Source organism: Caballeronia arvi (assembly GCF_001544695.2).
GTDB classification, from domain to species: Bacteria; Pseudomonadota; Gammaproteobacteria; order Burkholderiales; family Burkholderiaceae; genus Caballeronia; species Caballeronia arvi.
Genome location: NZ_FCOM02000046.1, coordinates 1 through 21,850, shown reverse-complemented (window position 1 = coordinate 21,850; position 21,850 = coordinate 1). Strand labels below are relative to the sequence as shown.

18 protein-coding genes are annotated in these 21,850 nt (G+C 64.6%); 6 read left to right on the top strand and 12 right to left on the bottom strand.

The annotated features are described in order from the left end of the window. Window positions 1–35: 35 nt before the first annotated feature. On the bottom strand, window positions 36–464 hold the full coding sequence (locus AWB74_RS32785; protein WP_061127480.1) for a MarR family winged helix-turn-helix transcriptional regulator: 429 nt from the start codon (window positions 462–464) through the stop codon (window positions 36–38). Window positions 465–831: 367 nt separating this feature from the next. Between AWB74_RS32785 and AWB74_RS32780 the strand changes: the two genes are divergently transcribed. Beyond that, window positions 832–1,986, top strand: coding sequence for a branched-chain amino acid ABC transporter substrate-binding protein (locus AWB74_RS32780; RefSeq protein WP_061150774.1), 1,155 nt, complete (start codon window positions 832–834; stop codon window positions 1,984–1,986). An 81-nt stretch (window positions 1,987–2,067) separates the two neighbouring features. Here AWB74_RS32780 and AWB74_RS32775 read toward each other — a convergent pair whose 3' ends face one another. From AWB74_RS32775 to AWB74_RS32755, 5 genes are all read right to left on the bottom strand, one after another. Continuing rightward, window positions 2,068–2,430, bottom strand: coding sequence for a Fis family transcriptional regulator (locus tag AWB74_RS32775; protein WP_235024771.1), 363 nt, complete (start codon window positions 2,428–2,430; stop codon window positions 2,068–2,070). Window positions 2,431–2,534: 104 nt separating this feature from the next. After that, window positions 2,535–2,786: a hypothetical protein gene (locus tag AWB74_RS32770; RefSeq protein WP_061150772.1), complete on the bottom strand. Its 252-nt coding sequence runs from the start codon at window positions 2,784–2,786 to the stop codon at window positions 2,535–2,537. A gap of 165 nt (window positions 2,787–2,951) precedes the next feature. Further along, a complete protein-coding gene (locus AWB74_RS32765; RefSeq protein ID WP_061150771.1) occupies window positions 2,952–3,623 on the bottom strand; it encodes a response regulator in 672 nt (223 codons plus the stop codon). Continuing rightward, window positions 3,598–4,935 carry a sensor histidine kinase N-terminal domain-containing protein gene (locus tag AWB74_RS32760; RefSeq protein WP_407642496.1) on the bottom strand — a complete coding sequence of 446 codons (1,338 nt, stop codon included), beginning with the start codon at window positions 4,933–4,935 and terminating at the stop codon, window positions 3,598–3,600. Before AWB74_RS32760 ends, AWB74_RS32765 begins: the two co-directional genes overlap by 26 nt. 385 nt (window positions 4,936–5,320) lie before the next feature. Further along, the gene (locus AWB74_RS32755; RefSeq protein ID WP_061150770.1) at window positions 5,321–6,232 is read right to left on the bottom strand and encodes a LysR substrate-binding domain-containing protein; all 912 of its coding nucleotides are present in this window, start codon (window positions 6,230–6,232) and stop codon (window positions 5,321–5,323) included. 128 nt (window positions 6,233–6,360) lie between these two features. On the opposite strand from AWB74_RS32755, the gene AWB74_RS32750 reads away from it, so the two are divergent. From AWB74_RS32750 to AWB74_RS32740, 3 genes are all read left to right on the top strand, one after another. Further along, complete coding sequence (locus AWB74_RS32750) at window positions 6,361–7,515, top strand: methionine aminotransferase (RefSeq protein ID WP_061150769.1); 1,155 nt, start codon at window positions 6,361–6,363, stop codon at window positions 7,513–7,515. Window positions 7,516–7,538: 23 nt separating this feature from the next. Continuing rightward, window positions 7,539–8,321, top strand: a complete 783-nt coding sequence (locus AWB74_RS32745; RefSeq protein WP_061150815.1) for an ABC transporter substrate-binding protein — start codon at window positions 7,539–7,541, stop codon at window positions 8,319–8,321. Between the two features lie 198 nt (window positions 8,322–8,519). Then, window positions 8,520–10,088, top strand: coding sequence for a DHA2 family efflux MFS transporter permease subunit (locus AWB74_RS32740; protein WP_061150768.1), 1,569 nt, complete (start codon window positions 8,520–8,522; stop codon window positions 10,086–10,088). Window positions 10,089–10,121: 33 nt separating this feature from the next. Here the strand turns inward: AWB74_RS32740 and AWB74_RS32735 are convergent, their stop codons facing one another. The 3 genes from AWB74_RS32735 to AWB74_RS32725 all read right to left on the bottom strand — a co-directional run bounded on the left by AWB74_RS32735 (window position 10,122) and on the right by AWB74_RS32725 (window position 15,996). Continuing rightward, entirely contained in the window at window positions 10,122–10,559 is a 438-nt protein-coding gene (locus tag AWB74_RS32735) for a DUF29 domain-containing protein (RefSeq protein WP_061150814.1), read from the bottom strand. A 92-nt stretch (window positions 10,560–10,651) separates the two neighbouring features. Then, window positions 10,652–14,362 (bottom strand): DUF748 domain-containing protein, encoded by a 3,711-nt coding sequence (locus tag AWB74_RS32730; RefSeq protein ID WP_061150767.1) that lies wholly within the window; start codon window positions 14,360–14,362, stop codon window positions 10,652–10,654. 170 nt (window positions 14,363–14,532) lie between these two features. Beyond that, window positions 14,533–15,996, bottom strand: coding sequence for a DUF1254 domain-containing protein (locus AWB74_RS32725; protein WP_061150766.1), 1,464 nt, complete (start codon window positions 15,994–15,996; stop codon window positions 14,533–14,535). A gap of 333 nt (window positions 15,997–16,329) precedes the next feature. On the opposite strand from AWB74_RS32725, the gene AWB74_RS32720 reads away from it, so the two are divergent. Further along, complete coding sequence (locus tag AWB74_RS32720; RefSeq protein ID WP_061150765.1) at window positions 16,330–16,980, top strand: FMN-binding negative transcriptional regulator; 651 nt, start codon at window positions 16,330–16,332, stop codon at window positions 16,978–16,980. Between the two features lie 133 nt (window positions 16,981–17,113). Next, complete coding sequence (locus AWB74_RS32715) at window positions 17,114–19,345, top strand: heavy metal translocating P-type ATPase (protein WP_061150764.1); 2,232 nt, start codon at window positions 17,114–17,116, stop codon at window positions 19,343–19,345. Here the strand turns inward: AWB74_RS32715 and AWB74_RS32710 are convergent. The 3 genes from AWB74_RS32710 to AWB74_RS32700 are packed head-to-tail and all read right to left on the bottom strand — an operon-like array spanning window position 19,288 to window position 21,675. Then, window positions 19,288–19,767: a thioesterase family protein gene (locus tag AWB74_RS32710; protein ID WP_061150763.1), complete on the bottom strand. Its 480-nt coding sequence runs from the start codon at window positions 19,765–19,767 to the stop codon at window positions 19,288–19,290. The genes AWB74_RS32715 and AWB74_RS32710 overlap by 58 nt on opposite strands. A gap of 10 nt (window positions 19,768–19,777) precedes the next feature. Then, window positions 19,778–20,725: an L-carnitine dehydrogenase gene (locus AWB74_RS32705; RefSeq protein WP_061150762.1), complete on the bottom strand. Its 948-nt coding sequence runs from the start codon at window positions 20,723–20,725 to the stop codon at window positions 19,778–19,780. Between the two features lie 20 nt (window positions 20,726–20,745). Beyond that, on the bottom strand, window positions 20,746–21,675 hold the full coding sequence (locus AWB74_RS32700; protein WP_061150761.1) for a BKACE family enzyme: 930 nt from the start codon (window positions 21,673–21,675) through the stop codon (window positions 20,746–20,748). Between the last annotated feature and the right edge of the window lie 175 nt (window positions 21,676–21,850).

The window sequence follows — 21,850 nt, the reverse complement described above, 5'->3', positions numbered from 1 at the left end:
AAAGGCCCGCGCGCTGCGGGCCTGCTGTAGACCGTTCACTCCATCGTCGTGAGTTCGAAGAGCGATGCGCGCAATGCCTTCGCGCGTTTCTCGCCGAACTTCGCCTCGAATTCCGCCTGCGCCGCGCGCCATTGCGCCGACGCCTTCACGAGCGTGTCCTTGCCCGCCGCCGTGAGCCGCAGGCCGACCGCGCGCGAATTCGCCGATTCCTGCGCCGCTTCGACGAGGCCGTCGCGCTGCAAAGGCTTGAGCGCACGGACGAGCGTCGTGCGGTCCATCACCATCGAGTCGGACAGTTCGGCCATCTGCACGCCGGGCTTGCGCCCGATCGCCGCGATGATCGTGAACTGCGCCGCCGTGATGCCAACGACCGCGATATGCCGTTCGTACATCTGCGACACGTAACGCGCGGCCTGACGGATCGCGAAACAGTTGCAGTCGAGGGGAGAAGAGCTGGGGTTCATGTGTCGCAGGATATTTGTGCATATGCACTTTGTCAACCGGGGAATTTTCAATCGATGCGATAGGCGCGGAGCGGCATTGACGGGAATCGTCGCGCGCGCTCGGGCGGCCAAACGCGCGAAGCCGCACCGGGCTTGCGAAAGCGGCGTACACGGGCTATGCCGAAATCCGCATCGCGCGCGCGACTAAACACCAAGACGCGCCGAAATTGGCTCCCTACATTGCGCATGTCCGCTGCTCGTGCCGGGCTGAGCGCGAAGCGGCTGTTCTCGGCGTACGCATCGTCGGACGTTTGAGGGCAAGCCCGTCTTGCCGGCACGGCATCGGTCGCGTTTCAATCGACTTCAGACCAAAAAAGGAGAGCAATCCATGCGCGTTCGTACCCAACCTCTGGCGTGGCTCGTGGCATGCGCCACGGCGTCTCTCGGCGCAATGCCCTTCGCGGCGAGCGCCGAGGATCTCGCGGTGAAAGTCGGTTTCGCCGCGCCGCTCACCGGCGCGAATGCGGGCTATGGCAAGGACCTGCAGAACGGCGTGCAACTCGCGCTCGACGAAGCGAACGCGAAAAAGATCACGATCGGCGGCAAGACCGCGAAGTTCGAGATCCACGCGGAAGACGATCAGGCCGATCCGCGCATCGGCGTGCAGGCGGCGCAGAAGCTCGTCGATGACGGCGTGTCGGTCGTCGTCGGCCACTTCAATTCGGGCACGACGCTGCCTGCCTCGCCGATCTACAACACCGCGGGCATCCCGATGATCGATCCCGCCGCGACCAACCCGACCATCACCACACGCGGACTGGAGAACGTCTTCACGGTCATTTCGAGCGATGCGCAGAACGCCGGCAACGCGGGCGTCTATGCGGTGACCACGACGAAGGCGAAACGCATCGCGATCATCGACGACCGCACGGCCTTCGGCCAGGGCGAAGCCGACGAGTTCGAAAAGGCGGTGAAAGCGAAAGGCGGCACGATCGTCACGCGCGAATACAGCGACAACCAGACTGTCGATTTCAGCGCGCAACTCACGCGCATCAAGGCGGCGAACGCGGATCTGGTCTTCTTCGGCGGCCTCGACCGCCAGGCGGCCGCGGTCGTCAAACGGATGAAGCAGCTCGGCATGAACGCGCAGTTCGTGGGCGGCGGCGGCGTGATGGACGCCGATTTCCTCAAGCTCGCCGGCGACGCCGCCGAGGGCGCGCAAGCATGGGAATACGGCAGCCCGCTCGACAAGCTGCCCGACGGCAAGGCATTCAGCGACAAGTTCCAGAAGCGCTTCGGCGTGGCGATCCTGTCGTATGCGCCGTTCGGCTACGACGCCGCGTGGGCCGCCATCAACGCGATGCAAAAGGCCAATTCCGCCGACCCGAACGTGTACCGGCCGGTGCTGAAGTCGAACAAGTTCGAAGGCATTACCGGACCGATCGCGTTCGACAGCAATGGTGCGCTGAAGAACGCGTCGTCGACGCTGTATCAGGTGAAGAACGGGCAGTGGGCATCGGTCGTCACCAAGCACGGCATGTAAGGTTCGGTCTGCACGGCGCGCCGCTGCCAGCTTTGGCCGCGGCGCGCCTTCCCCCTCTCAGGCCGCCCTCGAATCCTGCGCTTACGCGGTCGCCGCGATGAATCGCTCGAGGCGCTCATTGCACGCAATGATGTCGGCGAGACGCACCTCGCGCAATTGCCGGTCGTGCTCGTTGACGATGGCGGTCAGGCCCGGCAGCTTCGTCTCCGAGATCCGCCACTCACCCGTCTGCGCGCCGGCATCCAGCATCGCCAGCATGCCCTCCTCGGCCTCGAGAATGATCTCCGGGTCCAGCAATCCGTGCCCCACTTCAGACAACAGCCGCGTCAACAGAACGGCATGCGCGATGCACTGCGCTTCCGTCTGGCTCGCGCCGCCTTTGCGGATGACCTCGAGCGCAAGACGGTATTGCAGGATGACGGTATCGGCATCGCGTTGAGGCATCGGCAACCAGTAGGCTCGCGCAGTGCGCGGACGGCTGCTCTTCGCGGATTTTCTGTTTTTGGAATGTGGCATTTTTCTGGGAACGAGATCGACGTTTCGCGGATTCAGGTAAGCACGACGAGCGCGAGCGTGGACGTCAAGGCGAGCCACGCATTCAGATAGATGAACCAGGACGATCTGAGAAACCGGAACAGCGATGGCGGCGGCATGAAGTCGCCCTTTTCGTCGAACCGCCACAGATCGATGTACATGGTGATCGTGCTGCACACCATGGCCATCGTGGCGCTTCCCAATATGATAAGCAGTACGAATGTGAACCATTCCTCCGGATAGATTGCCGTGTAGTCAGGGTACATGACCCGCCTCCGCCGAATCGATTGTCGCGTGGATTGTTATTTCTTCATGTCTTCGCCGAAAATTCGATCCGAACGAAGGCCATGACTCGATGCTATCCGAGTCAATCCTTCATCGCGCTATCACGAACGCATCGGATAACCAAGTGTTTGTACCGATATATCGATTCAATCCGCTCGCGTGCGCAACACGTAGCCGAGGCCGCGCAAAGTCATGATCTGCGCGCTCGACGATGACAGATGCTTGCGCAGCCGATGAATATAGATATCGATGGCGTCGTCGCTCGGCGCGTCGTCGAGGCTGGAGATGCTGTCCACGAGCATCGTCTTCGAAACTGTTTTGCCCTGGCGCAACATGAGCGCTTCCAGAATCGCGTGCTCGCGTCGCCGCAGCGAAAGAATATCGTCGTGCAGACAGAATTCGCGCGTGTCGAACCGGTAGTAAAGATCGCCGCACGTCAATTCGCTATCGTGCTGCCCCGACTGGCGGCGCACCAGCGCCTTGATGCGCGCTACCAGCTCGCGCACGTCGACGGGCTTGACGACGTAGTCATCGGCGCCCGCGTTGAAACAATCCACCTTGTCATCGACGGAACCGTGCGCGGTGAGCATCAGCACCGGCATGTTCTTGCCGCGGCGCCGAAGCCGCGCGAGCAGATCCTTGCCGCTCATCGACGGCAGCCGTATGTCGAGGAGCACGACGTCGTAGCCCGGTTGCTGGAGCATCGCCTCGGCTCGTTCGGCGTCGGGAACGTAGTCGATCACGAAGCCTTCGGCCTTCAGCAGCCTGACGAGCCACTCGGAGAGTTCGGCGTTATCGTCGACCAGCAGCAGCTTCATCGCCGGCCCCCTGACTGCGCGCCGCAGGCAATATCACCGTGGCGGTCAAACCCTGGCCATCGGCGCCCGGAGCGAGTTCCACATCGCCGCCGTGCCGGCGCGCGATTTCCCTCGCGATCGGCAAGCCGAGGCCGGTGCCGTCCGTCGATGTCGAACCGCGCACGAAGCGCTCGAAAGCGCGCTCGCGGATATCGTCTGGAAGCCCCGGTCCGTTGTCCATCACCTGCGACTCGATTCGGTCTGCTTCGCGTTTCGCGACCACGGTCACCCGGCCTCCTGTCTGCGTGTAGCGAATGGCGTTGTCGATGAGATTGGTCACGAGCGCCATCAGCAGTTCCGGATTGCCCTTCACGCACAGGTTTTCGCCGATTTCCGCGCCGAGATCGATGTTGCGCCGCTGCGCCGCCGCGAGCATCTCTTCGAGCGCCGATGCCAGCACTGCGCCGAAATCCGTTTCGATGAGCGCAGGTTGCGGCGTCGACTCCGCCTGCGCCATCATCAGCAACTGATTGGTCATGTCCTTCAACTTTTGCGTGCTGCGGCATGCCCCGAAGAGCGCATCGGCGCGGGCGGCGGCGTTTTCATCGAGGCGGCGCGCGTACTGGAGCTGCGCGTCGAGCAGCGCGAGCGGCGTGCGCAGCTGATGAGCGGCGTCGGCAACGAACTGCCGCTGCGCCTCGCTGTGCAGCTTCAGTTGCGCGATACATTGATTGATGGCATCGACGATCGGCTGCAGCTCGCGCGGCAGGCCTTGCGCGCACATCGGTTCGAGCTGCAGCGGCTCACGCCCGGCGACTTCGTCCTTCAGCTTCATCAGCGGGTCGAGCTCGAATTTCAGTCCCAAGGGAACCAGCACGGCGACCAGCAACAACATCAGCGATCCGACGAGCAGCTGCGGACGCCACAGCTCATCGAGCATCGCGCAGCGCGACCCCTCGGTCTTGGCGACGATCACCGTCACCGGCACCACCTTGCCCGCGTCGTACAGCTCGCGCCGGTACGCGACCGCGCGCACCGGCATGCCGGCGAGGCTCACGTGATAGAAGACGGGCCAGGCGGTTCGCGCTTCCGGCGCGGCCAGATCGGGCCGGCCGCCGAGCAACTGCCCCGTCCCCGTTTCGATCTTGTAGAAAACGTGATCGCGATAGGGCGATTCGAAAAGCTCGAGCGCGGCGGGCGGAATATCGGCGACGGGCCCGCCATCCTTCCAGTCGACGTCCTCCGCGATGATCCGCGCGGAGGCCAGCAACGTTCTGTCCTGCAAACGATCCGCGGTGCGGCGCGCGTTGTCGTAGCCGGTGATCGCCGCCATCGAGACGAACAGCGCGAGCGGCACGAGCAGCCACAACAGCAGCCGCGCGCGCAGGCCAGGCTGGACGCCGGCGGCATCGCGCGTCAGCGCCGGTCTGAGCGGGCGGTGGCTATGCGCCTCGTACGGGGGAGCATGGCCCGGAATTTCGATGCGATCGTCAGGTGTCTTTAATTTGAGTCCGAGCATATCCGGCCGCGGCCATTGCGCACGTGACGGAAGAATCCGAGTCGCGCTCAGAGATGTCCGTCGGTTGATCGAGCTGCGCGGTGCAGCCTTATCTTGCGCGGATTTTATGTGATTAAATCCTTCGTGCCGCTTTCGCGAATTCCCTTAGGCATGGGGGAATACCATGAGCGCAGTCAGCAATGCGCGAGGTTCGCACCGATCAGTGCTCCTGGCCGCTTGTTTCGCGCGTCGTTCTGGCCTCGCCGTCGAGCCATTGCGCGAACTGCTGCAACGCCTGCGAGGGCGCCGGTCTTTCCGGGTAGACGAGGTAGTACGCGGCGCCGCTCGCAACGCGCAGTGGAAACGGCGCGATCACGCGCCGCGCCCGCAGGTCTTCCTCGATCAGCGATACATCGCCGATAGTCACGCCGAGGCCCTGCATCGCCGACGAAATCGCCAGATCGAGTGTGTCGAAATGTTGCGCTTTCGTCGACGGCAGGCCCGTGTAGCCGTACGCGCCGAGCCACAGGAGCCAGTCGCGGCGGTCGCGCGTGGGATGAAGCAGGGTCTTGCCCGCGAGATCGTCGGGCGTCGGCGTGGCGTTCTTTCGCGGTTTCCACAATTCCGGCGCGCAGACCGGGGTCAGCACTTCGTCGAAGAGATGATGCGCCGTCAGACCCTTCAGCGACGGCGCATCGCCGAAAACGATGGCCGCATCGAACTGCTCCGCGCCGAACTCGACACCGTGCGACACCGATGCGGTCACCTCCACCACTAGGTCCGGCCGCTCGTTTTGCAGACGGATGACGCGCGGGAGCACCCAGCGCATCGCGCAGGTCGGGCATTTCACGCGCAGAATGCCGGATTGCGCGCCGCCTTTCGCGAGCGCATCGCCGATCTGTGCGAAAGCCTGCTGCAAGGGCGCGACGAGCAGTGCGCCGTGGTGCGTGAGCGCGAGCCCGCGCGCCTGCCGCGTGAAGAGCGCGTAGCCGAGATGCGCCTCCAGCCCCGCGATCTGGCGGCTGACCGCGCCCTGCGTGACGTTCAGGGTGTCGGCGGCGCGCGTGAAATTGAGTTTCTGCGCGACGACCAGGAACGTTTTCAGGACATCGAGGGAAGGCAGCGGTTTCATCGGGTTTTTGACATGTAGCCATGATCTGCAAGCATGGCTAGTATGACAAAGTTTCGATTGTCCGCGCTTTATGGCTGCGGTTGAATCATCGGCAATATCGTCGAACCGCAATTCCGGAGACACCCGCCGTGCACAGCGCCTGTATTCCCGAGTCGAAGCTGCCGAACGTCGGCACGACCATTTTCACCGTCATCGGCCAGTTGGCCGACGAGCATCACGCGCTCAATCTGTCGCAAGGCGCGCCGAATTTCGCGTGCGACCCGAAGCTCATCGAAGGCGTCGAACGAGCCATGCGGGCAGGACATAACCAGTACTCGCCGATGTCGGGCGTGCTCGCGCTGCGCGAGGCGATCGCGGTGAAAACGCAAAACCTGTATGGCGCGACCTATGACCCGGGCACGGAAATCACGGTGGTCGCGAGCGCGAGCGAAGGCCTGTACGCGACGATCAGCGCGCTCGTGCATCCCGGCGACGAGGTGATCTACTTCGAGCCGTCGTTCGACAGCTATGCGCCCATCGTTCAATTGCAGGGCGCGACGCCCGTCGCGATCAAGCTGTCGCCGCAGGATTTCCGCATCGACTGGGACGAAGTCGCGGCCGCGATCACGCCGAAGACGCGCATGATCCTCGTCAACACGCCGCACAATCCGACGGGCAGCGCGTTCACGTCCGCCGACATCGAGCGGCTCACTGCCCTCACGCGCGGCACGAAGATCATCGTGCTGTCCGATGAAGTCTACGAGCACGTCGTGTTCGACGGCGCGCTGCATCACGGCATGGCGCGCTATCCCGAGCTGGCGGAGCGCAGCGTGATCGTGTCGTCGTTCGGCAAGTCGTATCACGTGACGGGCTGGCGCGTCGGCTACTGTCTCGCGCCCGCTGCGCTGACGGCCGAGATCCGCAAGGTTCACCAGTTCATGACCTTTTCCGCCGACACGCCGATGCAGATGGCGTTCGCCGAAGCGCTCGCAGATGCATCGAGCTATCTGAATCTCGGCCCGTTCTATCAGCACAAGCGCGATCTGCTCGCCGAGTCGCTGAAGGGCTCGCGTTTCGAACTGTTGCCGAGCGCGGGCAGCTTCTTCATGCTTGCGCGTTACGACGCGATTTCGAACGAGAGCGACAGCGACTTCGTGCTGCGCCTGATCCGCGAGGCGCGCGTCGCGACGATTCCGCTGTCGGCGTTCTACACCGACGGCACCGACAACCGCCTGATCCGTCTTTCCTTTGCGAAGGACGACGACACGCTCATCGAAGGCGCGCGCCGCCTTTGCTCGATCTGACGATTTTATTGGAGACCAACACGATGAAACTGAACCACATCGCCGGCGCCTTGTTTGTCGCGTGCACCTTCGCAAGCGGCGCCGCACTCGCCGCCGACACCTTGCGCTTCGGGCTGGAGGCGCAATATCCGCCGTTCGAATCGAAATCGTCGACGGGCGAGCTGCAAGGGCTCGATATCGATGTCGGCAATGCGGTGTGCGTCGCCGCGAAGATGCAGTGCAAATGGGTCGAAACCTCGTTCGACGGCCTGATTCCCGCGCTGCAGGGCCGCAAGTTCGACGCGATCAATTCCGCGATGAACGCGACCGAACAGCGCCGCCAGGCGATCGACTTCACGACGGTCGTGTATCGCGTGCCGACGCAACTCATCGCGAAGAAGGGCAGCGGTCTGGAACCGACGTCGGCGTCGCTGAAGGGCAAGAGCGTGGGCGTGCTGCAAGGCTCGATTCAGGAGACGTTTGCGAAGGCGCATTGGGAAAACGAAGGCGTGAAGGTCGTGCCGTATCAGGACCAGAATCAGGTGTACGCGGATCTGAAATCCGGTCGTCTCGATGGGACGCTCGTGCTCGCGCCTGCGGGACAGAGCGGTTTCCTGTCGAAGCCGGATGGCGAAGGCTATGCGTTCGTCGGCGCGCCGGTGCGGGACGACAAGATTCTCGGCAGCGGCATCGCTTACGGCGTGCGCAAGGGCGACGATGCGCTCAAGGCGAAGCTCAATGCGGCGATCGAAAAGGTCAAGGCGGACGGCACCATCGACAAGTACGCGAAGAAGTATCTGGGGAATATCGATATTTCGGCGAAGTGATCGGGCGGGCGCGCGGCGGCGAGGGTGCGCGCTGCGGAACGCGCTTCATTGCAGGTGCTCGCGCGTCTGGAGCGCCGCGCGAACATCTTCTCCCGTTCGGCTAAGCAGAGTTTTTTAAGCACTGGCACACTGGCGGCTTGATCCGATTCGGCCGCGCCTCGTACATGGCAATGCAGCGGCTTCACGCACGGAATCCGCATGAGCACGCCGTCGACGCCGAACCCCGCCGCCGCACCGCCGCCGCTCGAAGGCGGCAAACTCGTCCTCGCCACCTTCGCGGTGGCGCTCGCGACCTTTATGAACGTGCTGGATTCGTCGATCGCCAATGTCGCGATTCCGACGATTTCCGGCAATCTCGGCGTGTCCGTCAACGAAGGAACATGGGTGATCACCGTGTTCGCGGCGTCGAACGCCGTCTCGATCCCGCTGACCGGCTGGCTCACGCAGCGGCTCGGCCAGGTGCGTCTTTTCGTCGGCGCGATTTTGATGTTCGTGCTGTCGTCGTGGCTATGCGGGCTCGCGCCCAATCTGCCGGTGCTGCTGTTCGCGCGCGTGCTGCAAGGCGCGGTCGCCGGCCCGCTGATTCCACTGTCGCAGGCGATCCTGCTCGGCTCGTATCCGAAAGAGAAGTCGTCGATGGCGCTGTCCCTCTGGGCGATGACCGCGACCGTCGGCCCGATCGCCGGTCCCGCGCTCGGCGGCTGGATCACCGACAGCTATTCGTGGTCGTGGATCTTCTACATCAACATTCCGGTGGGCATTTTCGCGGCGGGCGTGACGTGGCTCATCTATCGCGAGCGCGAGTCGCCGACGCGCAAGGCGCCGATCGACGTGATCGGGCTGGCGCTGCTGATTACATGGGTCGCGTCGCTGCAGATCATGCTCGACAAGGGACGCGATCTCGACTGGTTTTCGTCGCCGCTGATCGTCGTGCTGGCGATCGTCGCGGCGATCGCGTTCGCGTTCTTCGTCGTGTGGGAGCTGACGGACCCCAATCCCGTCGTCGATTTGCGGCTTTTTACCGGGCGCAATTTCTTCGGCGGGACGGTGGCGATATCCGTCGCGTACGGCGTGTTCTTCGGCAACCTCGTGCTGCTGCCGCAATGGATGCAGCAGTATCTGAACTACCGTTCCGTCGATGCCGGGCTCGTCACCGCGCCGCTCGGCATCTTCGCCGTCGTGCTCGCGCCGGTGATGGGCAAGGTCCTGCCGCGCAGCGACGCGCGCATCATCGCGACGGCGGCGTTCATCGGTTTCGCGTTCGTCTTCTGGCTGCGCTCGAAGTACGTGATCGAGATCGACACGTGGCATCTCGTCTTGCCGACGCTGCTGCAAGGCATCCCAATGGCGATGTTCTTCGTGCCGCTCACGGCGATCGTGCTGTCGGGCCTGCCGCCGTCGAAAATTCCGGCGGCGGCGGGCTTATCGAACTTCGCGCGGGTGTTTTGCGGCGCGGTGGGCACGTCGCTCGCGGGCAATGCGTGGGATAACCGCACCGCGCTGCATCACGAGCGGCTGACCGAGCAGGCGAACGTCTACAACCCGGCGTTTCTGCAGTCGCTCGGGCTGTCGCGATCGACGCTCGATGTCAGCGAGGCGCAGGCGCGCGGCATGTTCAATTTCACGGTGAACTCGCAAGCCGCGATGATGGGGCTCAACGATATTTTTCTGATCTCGGCGGTGATCTTCATTCTGATCATTCCGCTGATCTGGATCACGAAGGTGGCGAAGGGGGGCGGTGGTGGCGCGGCTTCGGGGGCGCATTGAGGCGCGCGAGCCGGATGGCTCGCGCGTCGAGGGTTACTCGGGCAGAAAACCCTTCGACAGAACCGACGACATCGGCCAAGGGCAGGTCTCCGGGAAATCGGCGAAACCGATACGCGTTTCATTCGCCGCCTGTTCGCGCGCATCGCCCCACATATCGTCGATCCAGTCCTCTTCGGCAAGCATCGGCTTGAGACTCGGCGTTTTTCTGAGCCGTCGCTCGATTGCGGCGCGCTGGGTCAGGATCGTGCTCGTCCAGCTACGGGTTCGCCGTTCCGGTTGAAACTGCCACTTCAGCAGATGCGCCAGCAACACCGCCATCCTGCTCGCAAATTCCCTTTGTTCGCTCTTGCCCACGTCCTCGATTTCCTCTGCGATATGCTCGATATCGATGGACGCAAGCTTCCCTGCACGCAGCAGCGCGGCCTGTTCTCTGGCCCACGCCACTACGTCCTTCTCATAAGGTGTTCCCATCGGCTGATTCCCGTCTTCCTTCGGATTGTCGGTATCGCCGATATTAGTCTTCGTTTTCTCGTTCATTCAGTCGTCCAAACGGCCAACGCCGCTCACTTCAACCCAAGCTCCACGCGCGAACCCGCGCCCTTGTCCTTGATATCGTCCGCGCTCATCTTCGGCGCCACGACGAAAATGCGCGTGTTGTCGATTTTCCCGTCGAAATATTCCTGCACCGCCTGCGCGCGGCGCTGTGCCAGATCGCGCAGCGAGCCTTCGTCCACCGGCGCGTTTTTCGTCAGCGCCGCCTTCATGTCGTCGTCAGGTAACGACTTCGTCATGCCGATGAGATTCGTCGGCTTCTTGAAGTCCGCCGACTTGTACACCTTCGTCAGATACTTGTCGTAGTCGGCATCCGATACCTTGATCGCGTTCCAGTCGACGTTCTCGCCGCTGCTCGACATATCGCGCACCTTCGCGCGCTTCACCTGGCTGTCGACCCACGCGGCGCGCAACGCGGGCTCGTCGGTCTTCGGGTCGACACGGCCCGTCACGTCCACGCGCACCGATGGCTTGTCGGCCAACGCCTTCGCGATCGTATCGAGCTTCTTCTGCGCGTTATCGCTGAGGCTGGCCGAGCCCGCATCGAACTCGACGTAGTTCAGATCCTCGCCGCCCCCGCCGAACGCATGCGCGAGCAGCGTGAACGGCGCGGTCACCGCCTTTTGCACGAGATTCAGAATAGCCTGCCACACGAGCCCGCCGATCGAAAACTCCGGATTGTCGAGCGAGCCGGTAATCGGAATGTTCACATCGATTTCGCCGCGCGAGTTCTTCAGCAGCGACACCGCGAGCCGCACCGGCAGTTTCGTCGCCGTCGGATTGTCGATGTGATCGCCGAACGTCAACTGATCGATGAACAAATGGTTGTTCGCCGTGAGCTTGTTGTCGGCGAGCATGTAATGCAGATCGACGTTGAGCTTGCCCTTCGTGATCGGATAGCCCGCATACTTCGACGAATACGGCGTGAGGTTCGTCAGCTCGACGCCGTGCGCGCTCGCCGTCAGATCGAGCGCGGGCTTGTCGATCAGCGGATTGACCTGCCCCTTGATCGACACCGGTCCGTTCGCCGCCAGTTTCGCCGATACATCGACGGGCGCGGGGGTCGTCGAATGCGTGCCGAACGCGCCGATCGTACCGTTGATCGCGACGAGATTCGCCGTGTAGTTCGGCTTGATGAAGTTGTCCGTGTACGTGACGCGGCCGTCCTGCAGCACGAGTTGGCCGAAGCGCATGTTGAGCGGCGGCCCGGCCGTCGCGGCGGTCTTCACCGGCACGGTCGCGGGCGCGCTCGCCGCCGCCGGCGCGGAGGCGCCCTCGTCTTTTCCTGCGTCGCGCGTCACGGAGCGCGGCCCGCCCTCGCCCGCCACGACGCTCTTCAGGTTCAGCTTGCCCTGCGCATCGAGCAGCACGCGGCCGTAGAACTTCGCGAAGGTCACGCGCGCCGCGTCGATATCGGTGCCGCGCTCGCCGTAGTTCACCTTCACGTTGGTCAACCCGAGCAGCTTCCAGCCGGCGAAGCGGTCGGACGTCGCCTTGTCGAGCATGCGCACGTCCGACAGCGACACATCGCCCTTGTACGACGCCGCGAGCGTCTTGCCGCTGCCCGACATCGCTACGTCGCCGTTCGCGTTCAGATATCCGCTCGTCACTTCGATATTCAGCTTGTCGCCGAAATACGGCTCGAACGCGGACGCATCGACCTGATCGCCCTTCACGTGCAGCGCGAGCTTCAGCGGCGTGACCGTCACATTGCCGCCGATCGCGAGCGCGCCCTTGCCGTTCAGCGTGAGCTTGCCGTCGACGGCGAGGGGTTTCGTGAGGTCGTCGCTGAACTGCTTGACGTTGACCGCGAGCGGTGCGATGCGCAGTTTGACGGGCCGCGCCGTGGTTTCATCGGTGATATTCGCCGATGCACCGTCCAGCGAAATCTGCCCGATCTGATACCGCCACGCCGGCCCCGCCTGCTGCGCTTTCTGAATCTTGCGCGTCGCGGTCTGCTCGGGCGCGGCCTCGTGCGGCCCCGCGAGCGCGGCGAGGTCGATGCTGCCGTCCTTGCGGCGCGTCGCATCGAGCGCGAGGCCGTTCACGTGCACGCTGTCGAGCGATGCCTGGCGCGCGGAAACATCGACCTTGAAGATCTTCGCCACCGCCGACTGAAGCTTGATCGGCGCGCCGCCGCCCGCATTCGGCACGAGCGTGAGCGCGTCGAGCTTCACGTCGCCCGAACCGACCTGCACGCCGCCATCGGCCTTGCTCCAGTCGACGGACACCGGCAGGTTCGCGCCGAGCGTGCCGCTCGTGACGCGCGCGGCCACCAGGTTCGCGAGATACGGCTGCAACGGCGGCAGCACGAAGCCGTTCAGCGCGAGCTTCGCGTCAGCCGTCTTCGCAGCGAGCGCGACGTTGCCGGATGCGTCGAGCGTGCCGCCATGATCGAACGCCGTCTTGAGCGTATACTTCGCCGGTGACTTCGAGAGCGTGGAAAACCCGTCGAGCGTCACGGCGAGTCCGGTCAGCGCGCCCTGCACGCGCGCCTTGAGCAACTGGTCGTCGAGCGCGATCTTGCCGTCGTTGATTGCGAGATGGCGGATCGCGAGGTCGAGCGGCGGCGCTTCTTTCTGTGCTTCTTTCTGCGCTTCTTTCTGCGCCGGCTCAGCCGTTTGCTTCGGCGCGGGTCCGGCGAGCTTCTGCACGTTCAGCACGCCGGCCGAATCGCGCACGAGCCGCACATCCGGATTCGCGAGCGTGACTTCGTCGAGGTGATAGATATCGCGCAACGGCTCCGCATTGGCGATCTTCACATGCAGCGCGCGCGCGGCGACGAGCGGCGCGTCGGATTTGTCGGTGACGGCGAGATCGGCGAGATCGGCGGTGCCTTCGATGCGGATCGTCGGCGTTTCGCCGGAAATGGCGAAGCTGACGTTGAGATCGGTCGAGAGCTTGCCGCTCTTCACCGCGACCGGCACCGACGCCGGCGCGTAAGACGCGATCCGCGGCACGTCGAGCCCCTCGAGCGACAGCGCGACCTCCGATTCACGCGACTGCGCGAACGGCTTCGTGCGGCCCTTCACGACGAGCGGCGAGCCGTCGATGCGCGCCTGCAACAGCGGCGTCACGAAAATATTGGTGGCGGACGGCAGCGTCGCGATGAACGGAATGCCGAGCGCAACGCGGTCGATTACGTGCTTCGCCTTCAGAAGCCTGTCATCGAACGTGATCTGGCCGTTTTCGAGCCGGATGTTCGACACCGAGAAACGCGCGGGCTTCTCCGATGGCGTCGGCGACGGCTTCGCGAACTTCGCGATGAGATCGGAGAAATTGAAATGCTCGCCATCGAAGCGCACGACATTGATGCGCGGCGAATCGATTTTGAGTTCGTTGACGACCGGCGCGAGCCTGAAGACGGACGCCCACGACGTGCGCACGACGAGCCGCGACACATCGATGAAGTCGGCCGGACTGCCCGGCGCCTTCGCGAGATTCGCGGGCGATTCGCCGATATGCACGCCATCGGCTTCGAAATCGAGCGTATAGGGATTGAGCGAGATGCGCCGGATCGTGACGGGGCGGTCCAGTTGCTTCGCGAGTTGCTGTTCGGCGATATGCCGGATGACCGGCGGCGCGACGAAAAATCCGAGCGCGCCGATAACCAATAGTGCAATCAGCAAGCCGATGAAGATGCGCCGCGTGCGACGCGCGTGAACGACGCCGCGCAGCGTTTGACCCGCGGAAACGAGAGAAGACCTGGTGATGCTTGACATTCGATGCGCGGCGACGAGCCGCCCGTATGAGCGCCGCCCGAGCTTCGCCGTCCCGGGAAAAGATGAAGTTCGAGTATACGACGGCGCGGCGCGCAAACGTTGGCCAAACCGCGCTAGAAAAGCATAAAGGCCGCGAAAAAATCGCGGCCTTTATGTCATTCACGGCTCGGTCACTTGCGTTCGACGGGCGGCGGCGCCCACGAACCGTCGCTCGCCTGCGGCTTGGGCGCATACAGACGCATCGCGATCTGGAATTCGCCTTCGGGCGCGGGCAGCCAGTTCGCATCGCGCGCGCGTCCCGGCGGTTTCGCCGACACGATCACGTCGATGGAGCCATCGCGATTCTTCCTGAAACGATCGCGATCGGAGAGCGACAGGCGCGGCAGCTTCGTCGCGTCTGTGAGCGCGCCGTCCTTCGTATAGGCGGTGATCGTCCAGAAGCCGCGCACCGGCGGCAGCCGGTCCGGCGCGAAGTGCAGCGTGTACTGGTTCGCGCCGTTGAGCGCGTGCCCTTCGTCATCCACACGCGTGACGGGCTTCACCTCGCCTTCCTTCGTGCTCGTCGCGACCTGCTGGCGCGCGAGATAGGCGCGCAGCGTGTAGTCCATGCCGTAGATGCCGACGCCATCGCCGAACCAGGTCCAGCCGTTCTTCGTGACCGCATTCGACGGCACCGTCCCGAGCCGCTCGCGGGCATCGGCGAGACCGGAATCGAGCAGCGGCGCATCGGTCTTCCTGAACTGCACCGGCTCGCCCGGCTTCACGCCGAGTTCGGCGAGCTGACTCATCGCGTGGGTGTCGTCGGCGGCGGCGGGATTATCGTCGAGCGAACGGGCAAGGCGCGTGAAGAACGCGTTCGCATCGAGCGCTTCGGCCTGCGCGCCCGGCGTCGCTGCCGCCAGCGCGGAGGACAGCGGCGGCACCGCGGGCTGCTTCGCGCCGCTCGGAGGCCACGCGCCCGCGACGGCCGGCGTCGGGTCGGACACGGAACCCTTCGCGGGCGTGAGCGTGTCGATGCGCATCGCGGCCTGCAGCTTGCTCGCCTCACGCACGTCGCGCGGACCGTTCACGCGCACGCGCACCGAAAGCCACACGTAACGCGTGCGCGTCTCCACGCGCGTCGCATTCGCGGGCAGCGTGCCGGTCCAGCCCGCGGGCACGAACGCGATCAGCTGCATCTTCGGATACGGCGTCGTGTCGGCGCTGGAATAAAGCGCGTTGGTCCAGGCATCGAAGGCGCGGGCGTCGAGGTAACGGCCGCGCGGCGCGGCAGGCAGCGAGACGATGACGGGATCGGCGGAGACATCGAGCCAGGCGGTGGAATCGAGCGTGTCGACGCTCGGTGCGCCGGTCGCGCCGGCCGGCGGCAGCGCGCTCGCGTGGCGGAACGTATTGAGCGGCGCCTGGCCGGGCTGCCCGCCGCCGCTTGCCCGCTCGCGCGCGATGTCGGTGGCGACGAGCGGAAAGCCGAACGTATAGGCATCGGCGACCTGATTTTTCACCCAGCCGGTGGTGGTCGGTTTCAGCTCGGGCGTTTTCGTCGCACAGCCGGAGAGGATCGCAATTCCGGCGAGACTTACGCTCATCCAGATGGCGGCGTCGAGCGGAAACGTCCAGCGTCGGTTGTTCTTCATTCGAATGGAAATCCGGTTCTTCTTTCGATTTGAGTTCGCGCGCGATTCGACTCGCGATCGATCGGGGACACGCTCGCATTCGGATGACCGCCGCGTCCAGCCCCGCGCGGCGCACCACGAGCATTATCTCGAAACTCGGGTTTTAACTTATCCGCTGGCTATAGGCAAGATAAAGGACAAGGGGAAGCGAATAAAACAGCGAACCGTTTCGAAGCATGCACCAAACACCCGTCGAAAGCACGTGCGACGCGCCGCCCACGCTTCTCGCGTACCATCATCGTTCAATTGTCATTCCCAACTTTTCTTTTCCCCATTTTCCCGCCGAGTCCGCCGATGTATTTGCCTGCCCATTTCGATGAAAGCCGCGCGGAAGTTCTTCACGCGCTGATCGCCGCGTATCCGTTTGGCGCGCTCGTCACGCACGGTCCCGACGGACTCGATGCAAACCACGTGCCCTTCGAGCTCGATGCCGCCACGGGCGCGCACGGCACGCTGCGGGCGCACGTCGCGCGGGCGAATCCGGTGTGGCGCGGTGTAGGACAAGGCGACGACGTGCTCGTGATCTTCCAGGGCGAGCACGGCTACATCTCGCCGAATTTCTATCCGAGCAAGCAGGAAACGCATCGCCAGGTGCCGACCTGGAACTATCTCGTCGTGCACGCGCACGGCCGCATCACCATTCGCGACGACGAAGCCTACGTGCGCGGCGTCGTCGCGCGTCTCACGCGCAAGATGGAGGCAGGCGAGGCCGCGCCGTGGAAGATGGGCGACGCCCCGCGCGATTACATCGATCAGATGTTGACGGCCATCGTCGGTATCGAAATCGAAGTGACGCGGCTCGTCGGCAAGGCGAAGCTGTCGCAGAACAAGGAGGACGCCGATCGCGTGGGCGCCGTGAAAGGCCTGCGTGCGCGCGGCGGCGACGCGGCCAACGCCCTCGCCGACGCCATGGCCGGCACGATGAACGGCGCGGCGCGCGACTGACTTCAAGAAGCGCACGACGCAAATCATGCCGCCCTTGACCTTCCAATCATTGGAAGGTCGATACTGGTCTCGTAGGGGATTCGCGCGTTCAGTTTCACTTCGCGCGATCCCGGCCAGACCGGAGCGTTTCACCATGTCCACAGCAACATCCGAAAACCCCAGAACCGCCGAACTCGCCGTCAGCGGCATGACGTGCGCGTCGTGCGTCGCGCGCGTCGAGAAAGTGCTCAAACGCGTGCCGGGCGTCGAGAGCGTCGCGGTCAATCTCGCGACCGAGAAAGCGACGGTGCACGCGAGCGCCGCCGTCACCGACGACCAGCTCGTGGCTGCCATCGCGAAGGCCGGCTACGAAGCCGCGCCGATTTTGCCGGAAGCGCCGCCCGTTGCCGCACCGCAGGCGTTCGACCGCGAGTTGGCAGCCGTTCTCGCTTCTGCCGTGCTGACCCTGCCGCTGCTCGCGCCGATGCTCGGCCTGGCGCTGAATCCGTGGCTGCAGCTCGCGCTCGCGAGCGTCGTGCAATTCGGCTTCGGCGCGCGCTTTTATATCGGCGGCTGGCGCGCGGTGCGGGCGTTCGCGGGCAACATGGATCTGCTCGTCGCGCTGGGTACGTCGGCGGCGTGGGGCTTGTCGGTCTATCAAATGTTCATGCACGGCGGCATGACGGAGCATCTGTTCTTCGAGGCGTCGGCGGTCGTCATCACGCTCGTGCGCTTCGGCAAATGGCTGGAAGCGCGCGCGAAACGGCAGACCACCGACGCGATCCGCGCGCTCAATGCGCTGCGCCCGGACAAGGCGCGCGTGCGCGATCGCGACGATCCCGCACGCGAACGCGAAGTGGCGCTCGCCGACGTGCGGATCGGCGATATCGCCATCGTGCGGCCGGGCGAGCGCGTGCCCGTCGACGGCATCGTGCGCGAGGGCCGCACGCATATCGACGAATCGCTGATTACCGGCGAGAGCCTGCCGGTCGCGAAAGAGCCGGGCGCGCGCACGACGGGTGGCTCGATTAACGGCGAAGGCGTGATCGCGATCGAAACCACGGCGATCGGCGCGGAGACGACGCTCGCGCGCATCATCCGGCTGGTCGAATCGGCGCAGGCGGAGAAGGCGCCGATCCAGCGGCTCGTCGATCGCGTGTCGGCGGTCTTCGTGCCGGCGATTCTGGCGATCGCGCTCGTCACGCTCGGCGGCTGGCTGCTGCACGGCGCGGATGCCGAAACCGCGCTGCTGAACGCGGTCGCGGTGCTCGTGATCGCGTGCCCGTGCGCGCTCGGGCTGGCTACGCCGACCGCGATCATGGCGGGCACGGGCGTCGCGGCGCGCCAGGGCATTCTGATCAAGGACGCGCAGGCGCTGGAGCAGGCGCACGCCATCAAAATCGTCGCATTCGATAAAACCGGCACGCTGACTGTGGGAAAACCGGGCCTCGTCGCGTTCGATGCCGCGCCGGGTCAGGATCGCGATACGGCGCTCGCACTCGCCGCCGCCGTGCAGCGCATGAGCGAGCATCCGCTGGCGAAGGCCGTCGTCGCGGCGGCGGACGGCGTCGCGCGTCTCGACGCGAGCGCGGCGCGCGCCGTCGCGGGGCGCGGCGTGGAGGCGAATGTCGGCGAAAGGCGCATCGCGATTGGCAGCGCGCGCTGGCTCGCGGAGCTGAAGCTCAACGTGCCGCCGGCGCTCGCCGCGCGCGCTTACGAACTGGAAGCGCAGGGCAACACGATTTCCTGGCTCATCGATAACGACGCCGGTGTGCTCGCGCTCTTCGCATTCGGCGATACCGTCAAGCCGACCGCACGCGCCGCCATCGAGCGGCTCGCGGGCATGGGCGTGGCGAGCGCGCTCGTCACCGGCGACAACGAAGGCAGCGCGCGGGCCGTCGCGCGCGCGCTGGGCATTCCGTCGGAACGGGTGTTTGCGCAGACCTTGCCCGACGACAAGGCGCGCGTCGTCGCCAGCCTGAAAAACCGGGGCGTCGTGGCGATGGCAGGCGACGGCATCAACGACGCGCCCGCGCTCGCCGCCGCCGATATCGGCATTGCGATGGCGAGCGGCACGGACGTCGCGATCGAAGCGGCGGGCGTCACGCTGATGCGCGGCGACCCGGCGCTCGTCGCGGACGCGATCGACATATCACGGCGCACGTACCGCAAGATTCAGCAGAACCTGTTCTGGGCGTTCGTCTACAACCTGATCGGCATTCCGCTTGCGGCATTCGGGCTGCTCGATCCGATGTTCGCGGGCGCCGCGATGGCGTTTTCGAGCGTGAGCGTCGTGACCAACGCGCTGCTCTTGCGGACGTGGCGCGCTCAGGCGGGCGCGGCTGAAGAAGCGCGCGCCGGCAAGCCGATCACACGGCCCGCGTAACGCGCGTCCTTCACGGCGACGGTCGGCTCGGCGGCGATGCGCGCGGCGATGTCTTCATCGAACGATGCGGACTTCGGCGCGCCGCTCGAATCGATGTGCATCATCATCTGCTCGCATGCCGAGACCGGCTCGTTCGCGTCGCCTTCGAACATCTCCATGTAGAGATGGACGCGCTTTTTATCGTGCGCGATCACGCTCGTCTCGACGCGCACCGCCGCACCCTCCTTGATCTCGCGCAGATAGCTGATGTGCGTTTCGAGCGTGTAGAGCGTGCGTTGCCGCGCGCCTCGGCCGGCCTCGTCGAGACCGATGTGGTCCATGAACGCATCGGTCGTGAGGCTGTAGATCAGCATGTAGAACGCGTCGCGCAGATGGCCGTTGTAATCGACCCATTCGGGTTTGACCGTGTCGCGATAGATCATCGTCGTTTCCTTAGTCTTCGATGCCGTGCCGCGACTTCGCCTGCGCGATCGCTTCGATCACGCTCGCGATGCAGTCGTCGCGATAACGCTCCAGCGCCTTGATGCTGCGCCCGTTGGTCTGCCGCGACGTGCCGTCGACCACGCGGTCGATGAGTTCATCGGTCAGCGCCGGCGCGACGAGCTTCGTCCACGGCAATTCGAGCGCGGGGCCGAATTGCTGCATGAAGTGTCGCATGCCCGCCTCGCCGCCCGCCAGCGTGTACGTGAGGAAGCTGCCCATGAACGACCAGCGGATGCCTGCGCCGTAGCGGATCGCGTCGTCGATTTCGCCGGTCGTTGCGACCCCATCGTTGACGAGATGCAGCGCCTCGCGCCACAGCGCTTCGAGCAGCCGGTCCGCGATGAAGCCCGGCACTTCCTTCCTGACGCGCAACGGCCGCATGCCGATGGAGGCATAGAAGCCGATTGCCGCATCGATCGCTTCGCCGGATGTCCTTTCGCCGCCGAGCACTTCGACGAGCGGCAGCAGATACACCGGATTGAACGGATGCCCGACGACGCAGCGTTGCGGATTCACGGCGCGCGCGTAGAAATCGCTCGGCAGGAGACCCGACGTCGACGACGCGATGATCGCATCCGGTTTTGCCGCGCGGCTCACACGCTCGTGCAGCGCGAGCTTCAGTTCCTCGCGTTCGGGCGCGCTTTCCTGGATGAAATCCGCATCGGCGACGCATTCTTCGACGGTCGCCACGACGCGCAATCTTTCCTGCGATGCGCCCTTCGCCAGCCCGACGCGTTCGAGCGCGGGCCACGCGTTCGCGACGTTCGCGCGCAGTTGCGCCTCGGCGCCGGGCGCGGGATCCCACGCGGTGACGTCGAGACCCGCTCCGAGCGCGCGCGCTACCCAGCCGCTGCCGATCACACCCGCGCCGAGCGCGGAGAATTGCTTGACTTGCATGTTGGCGATGTCCTTTGAATTCAGGCGAGTTGTTCGAGCTTGCGTTTTTCGAGCGGACGTTCGCCGCGCGGCGGCAGGCCGATCTTTCTGCGTCCTTCGGCGGGCGTGAGCACGCGTGCGCCCAGGCGTTCGATGATCTCCACGGCGCGTTGCACGAGCGAGCCGTTGGTTGCATGCACACCGCGATCGAGCCACAGGTTGTCTTCGAGGCCGACGCGCACGTGACCGCCGAGCAGCATCGCTTGCGCGACCATCGGCATTTGCATGCGGCCGATGCCGAATCCGGCCCAGTGCGCGCCCGGCGGCAGGTTGTCGACCATGGCTTTCATCGTGCCGGTGTCGGGCGGCGCGCCCCACGGAATGCCCATGCAGAGCTGGAAGAGCGGCGGGTTATCGAGCAGGCCTTCTTTCAGCAGTTGGTTCGCGAACCACAGATGGCCGGTGTCGAAGATTTCCAGTTCCGGCTTCACGCCGAGTTCCTGAATGCGTTTGGCGCCGGCTCTTAGCTGGGCCGGCGTCGAGACGTAGATGTAGTCGCCATCGCCGAAGTTGAGCGTGCCGCAGTCGAGCGTGCAGATTTCGGGCAGCAGTTCTTCGACGTGGGCGAGACGCGTCAGGCCGCCGACGAGGTCGGTGCCTTTGCCGAAGCGCATCGGGTCTTCGCCCGGGCCGATTTCCAGATCGCCGCCCATGCCTGCCGTGAGATTGATGATGACGTCGGTGTCCGATGACCGGATGCGGTCGACGACTTCCCGGTATAGCGCGGGGTCGCGGCTGCCTCTGCCCGTCTTTGGATCGCGAACGTGGCAGTGCGCGACGGTTGCGCCCGCGCGGGCCGCTTCTATTGCTGCTTCTGCTATTTGTTTCGGTGTCACCGGGATTGAGGGGTGTCTTGCCGTCGTGTCGCCGGCGCCGGTTACTGCGCATGTCAATATCACTTCGTAGTTCATGGTTTTCTTGCTTCCTTTTACTGTTAGGGTTCCTTTGCTTTTCTTCGTTTCGTTTCGTGAAATCCTGAATTCATGTCGGTCTGTTTGCTCTGCCCCTGTGCGGGGCGGCAGTCACTTTCTTTGCTGCTGCAAAGAAAGTAACCAAAGAAACAGCTATCCCCAGCCTAAGCACTTC

Excerpts from the sequence above, each read along its gene's own strand:
- AWB74_RS32725 (WP_061150766.1), bottom strand. The coding sequence starts at position 15,996 with ATGAAGAACAACCGACGCTGGACGTTTCCGCTCGACGCCGCCATCTGG.
- AWB74_RS32745 (WP_061150815.1), top strand. The coding sequence starts at position 7,539 with ATGAAACTGAACCACATCGCCGGCGCCTTGTTTGTCGCGTGCACCTTC.
- AWB74_RS32735 (WP_061150814.1), bottom strand. The coding sequence starts at position 10,559 with ATGGGAACACCTTATGAGAAGGACGTAGTGGCGTGGGCCAGAGAACAG.
- AWB74_RS32775 (WP_235024771.1), bottom strand. The coding sequence starts at position 2,430 with ATGCCTCAACGCGATGCCGATACCGTCATCCTGCAATACCGTCTTGCG.
- AWB74_RS32780 (WP_061150774.1), top strand. The coding sequence starts at position 832 with ATGCGCGTTCGTACCCAACCTCTGGCGTGGCTCGTGGCATGCGCCACG.
- AWB74_RS32760 (WP_407642496.1), bottom strand. The coding sequence starts at position 4,935 with ATGGCGGCGATCACCGGCTACGACAACGCGCGCCGCACCGCGGATCGT.
- AWB74_RS32715 (WP_061150764.1), top strand. The coding sequence starts at position 17,114 with ATGTCCACAGCAACATCCGAAAACCCCAGAACCGCCGAACTCGCCGTC.
- AWB74_RS32710 (WP_061150763.1), bottom strand. The coding sequence starts at position 19,767 with ATGATCTATCGCGACACGGTCAAACCCGAATGGGTCGATTACAACGGC.
- AWB74_RS32785 (WP_061127480.1), bottom strand. The coding sequence starts at position 464 with ATGAACCCCAGCTCTTCTCCCCTCGACTGCAACTGTTTCGCGATCCGT.
- AWB74_RS32740 (WP_061150768.1), top strand. The coding sequence starts at position 8,520 with ATGAGCACGCCGTCGACGCCGAACCCCGCCGCCGCACCGCCGCCGCTC.
- AWB74_RS32720 (WP_061150765.1), top strand. The coding sequence starts at position 16,330 with ATGTATTTGCCTGCCCATTTCGATGAAAGCCGCGCGGAAGTTCTTCAC.
- AWB74_RS32770 (WP_061150772.1), bottom strand. The coding sequence starts at position 2,786 with ATGTACCCTGACTACACGGCAATCTATCCGGAGGAATGGTTCACATTC.
- AWB74_RS32755 (WP_061150770.1), bottom strand. The coding sequence starts at position 6,232 with ATGAAACCGCTGCCTTCCCTCGATGTCCTGAAAACGTTCCTGGTCGTC.
- AWB74_RS32765 (WP_061150771.1), bottom strand. The coding sequence starts at position 3,623 with ATGAAGCTGCTGCTGGTCGACGATAACGCCGAACTCTCCGAGTGGCTC.
- AWB74_RS32705 (WP_061150762.1), bottom strand. The coding sequence starts at position 20,725 with ATGCAAGTCAAGCAATTCTCCGCGCTCGGCGCGGGTGTGATCGGCAGC.
- AWB74_RS32730 (WP_061150767.1), bottom strand. The coding sequence starts at position 14,362 with ATGTCAAGCATCACCAGGTCTTCTCTCGTTTCCGCGGGTCAAACGCTG.
- AWB74_RS32700 (WP_061150761.1), bottom strand. The coding sequence starts at position 21,675 with ATGAACTACGAAGTGATATTGACATGCGCAGTAACCGGCGCCGGCGAC.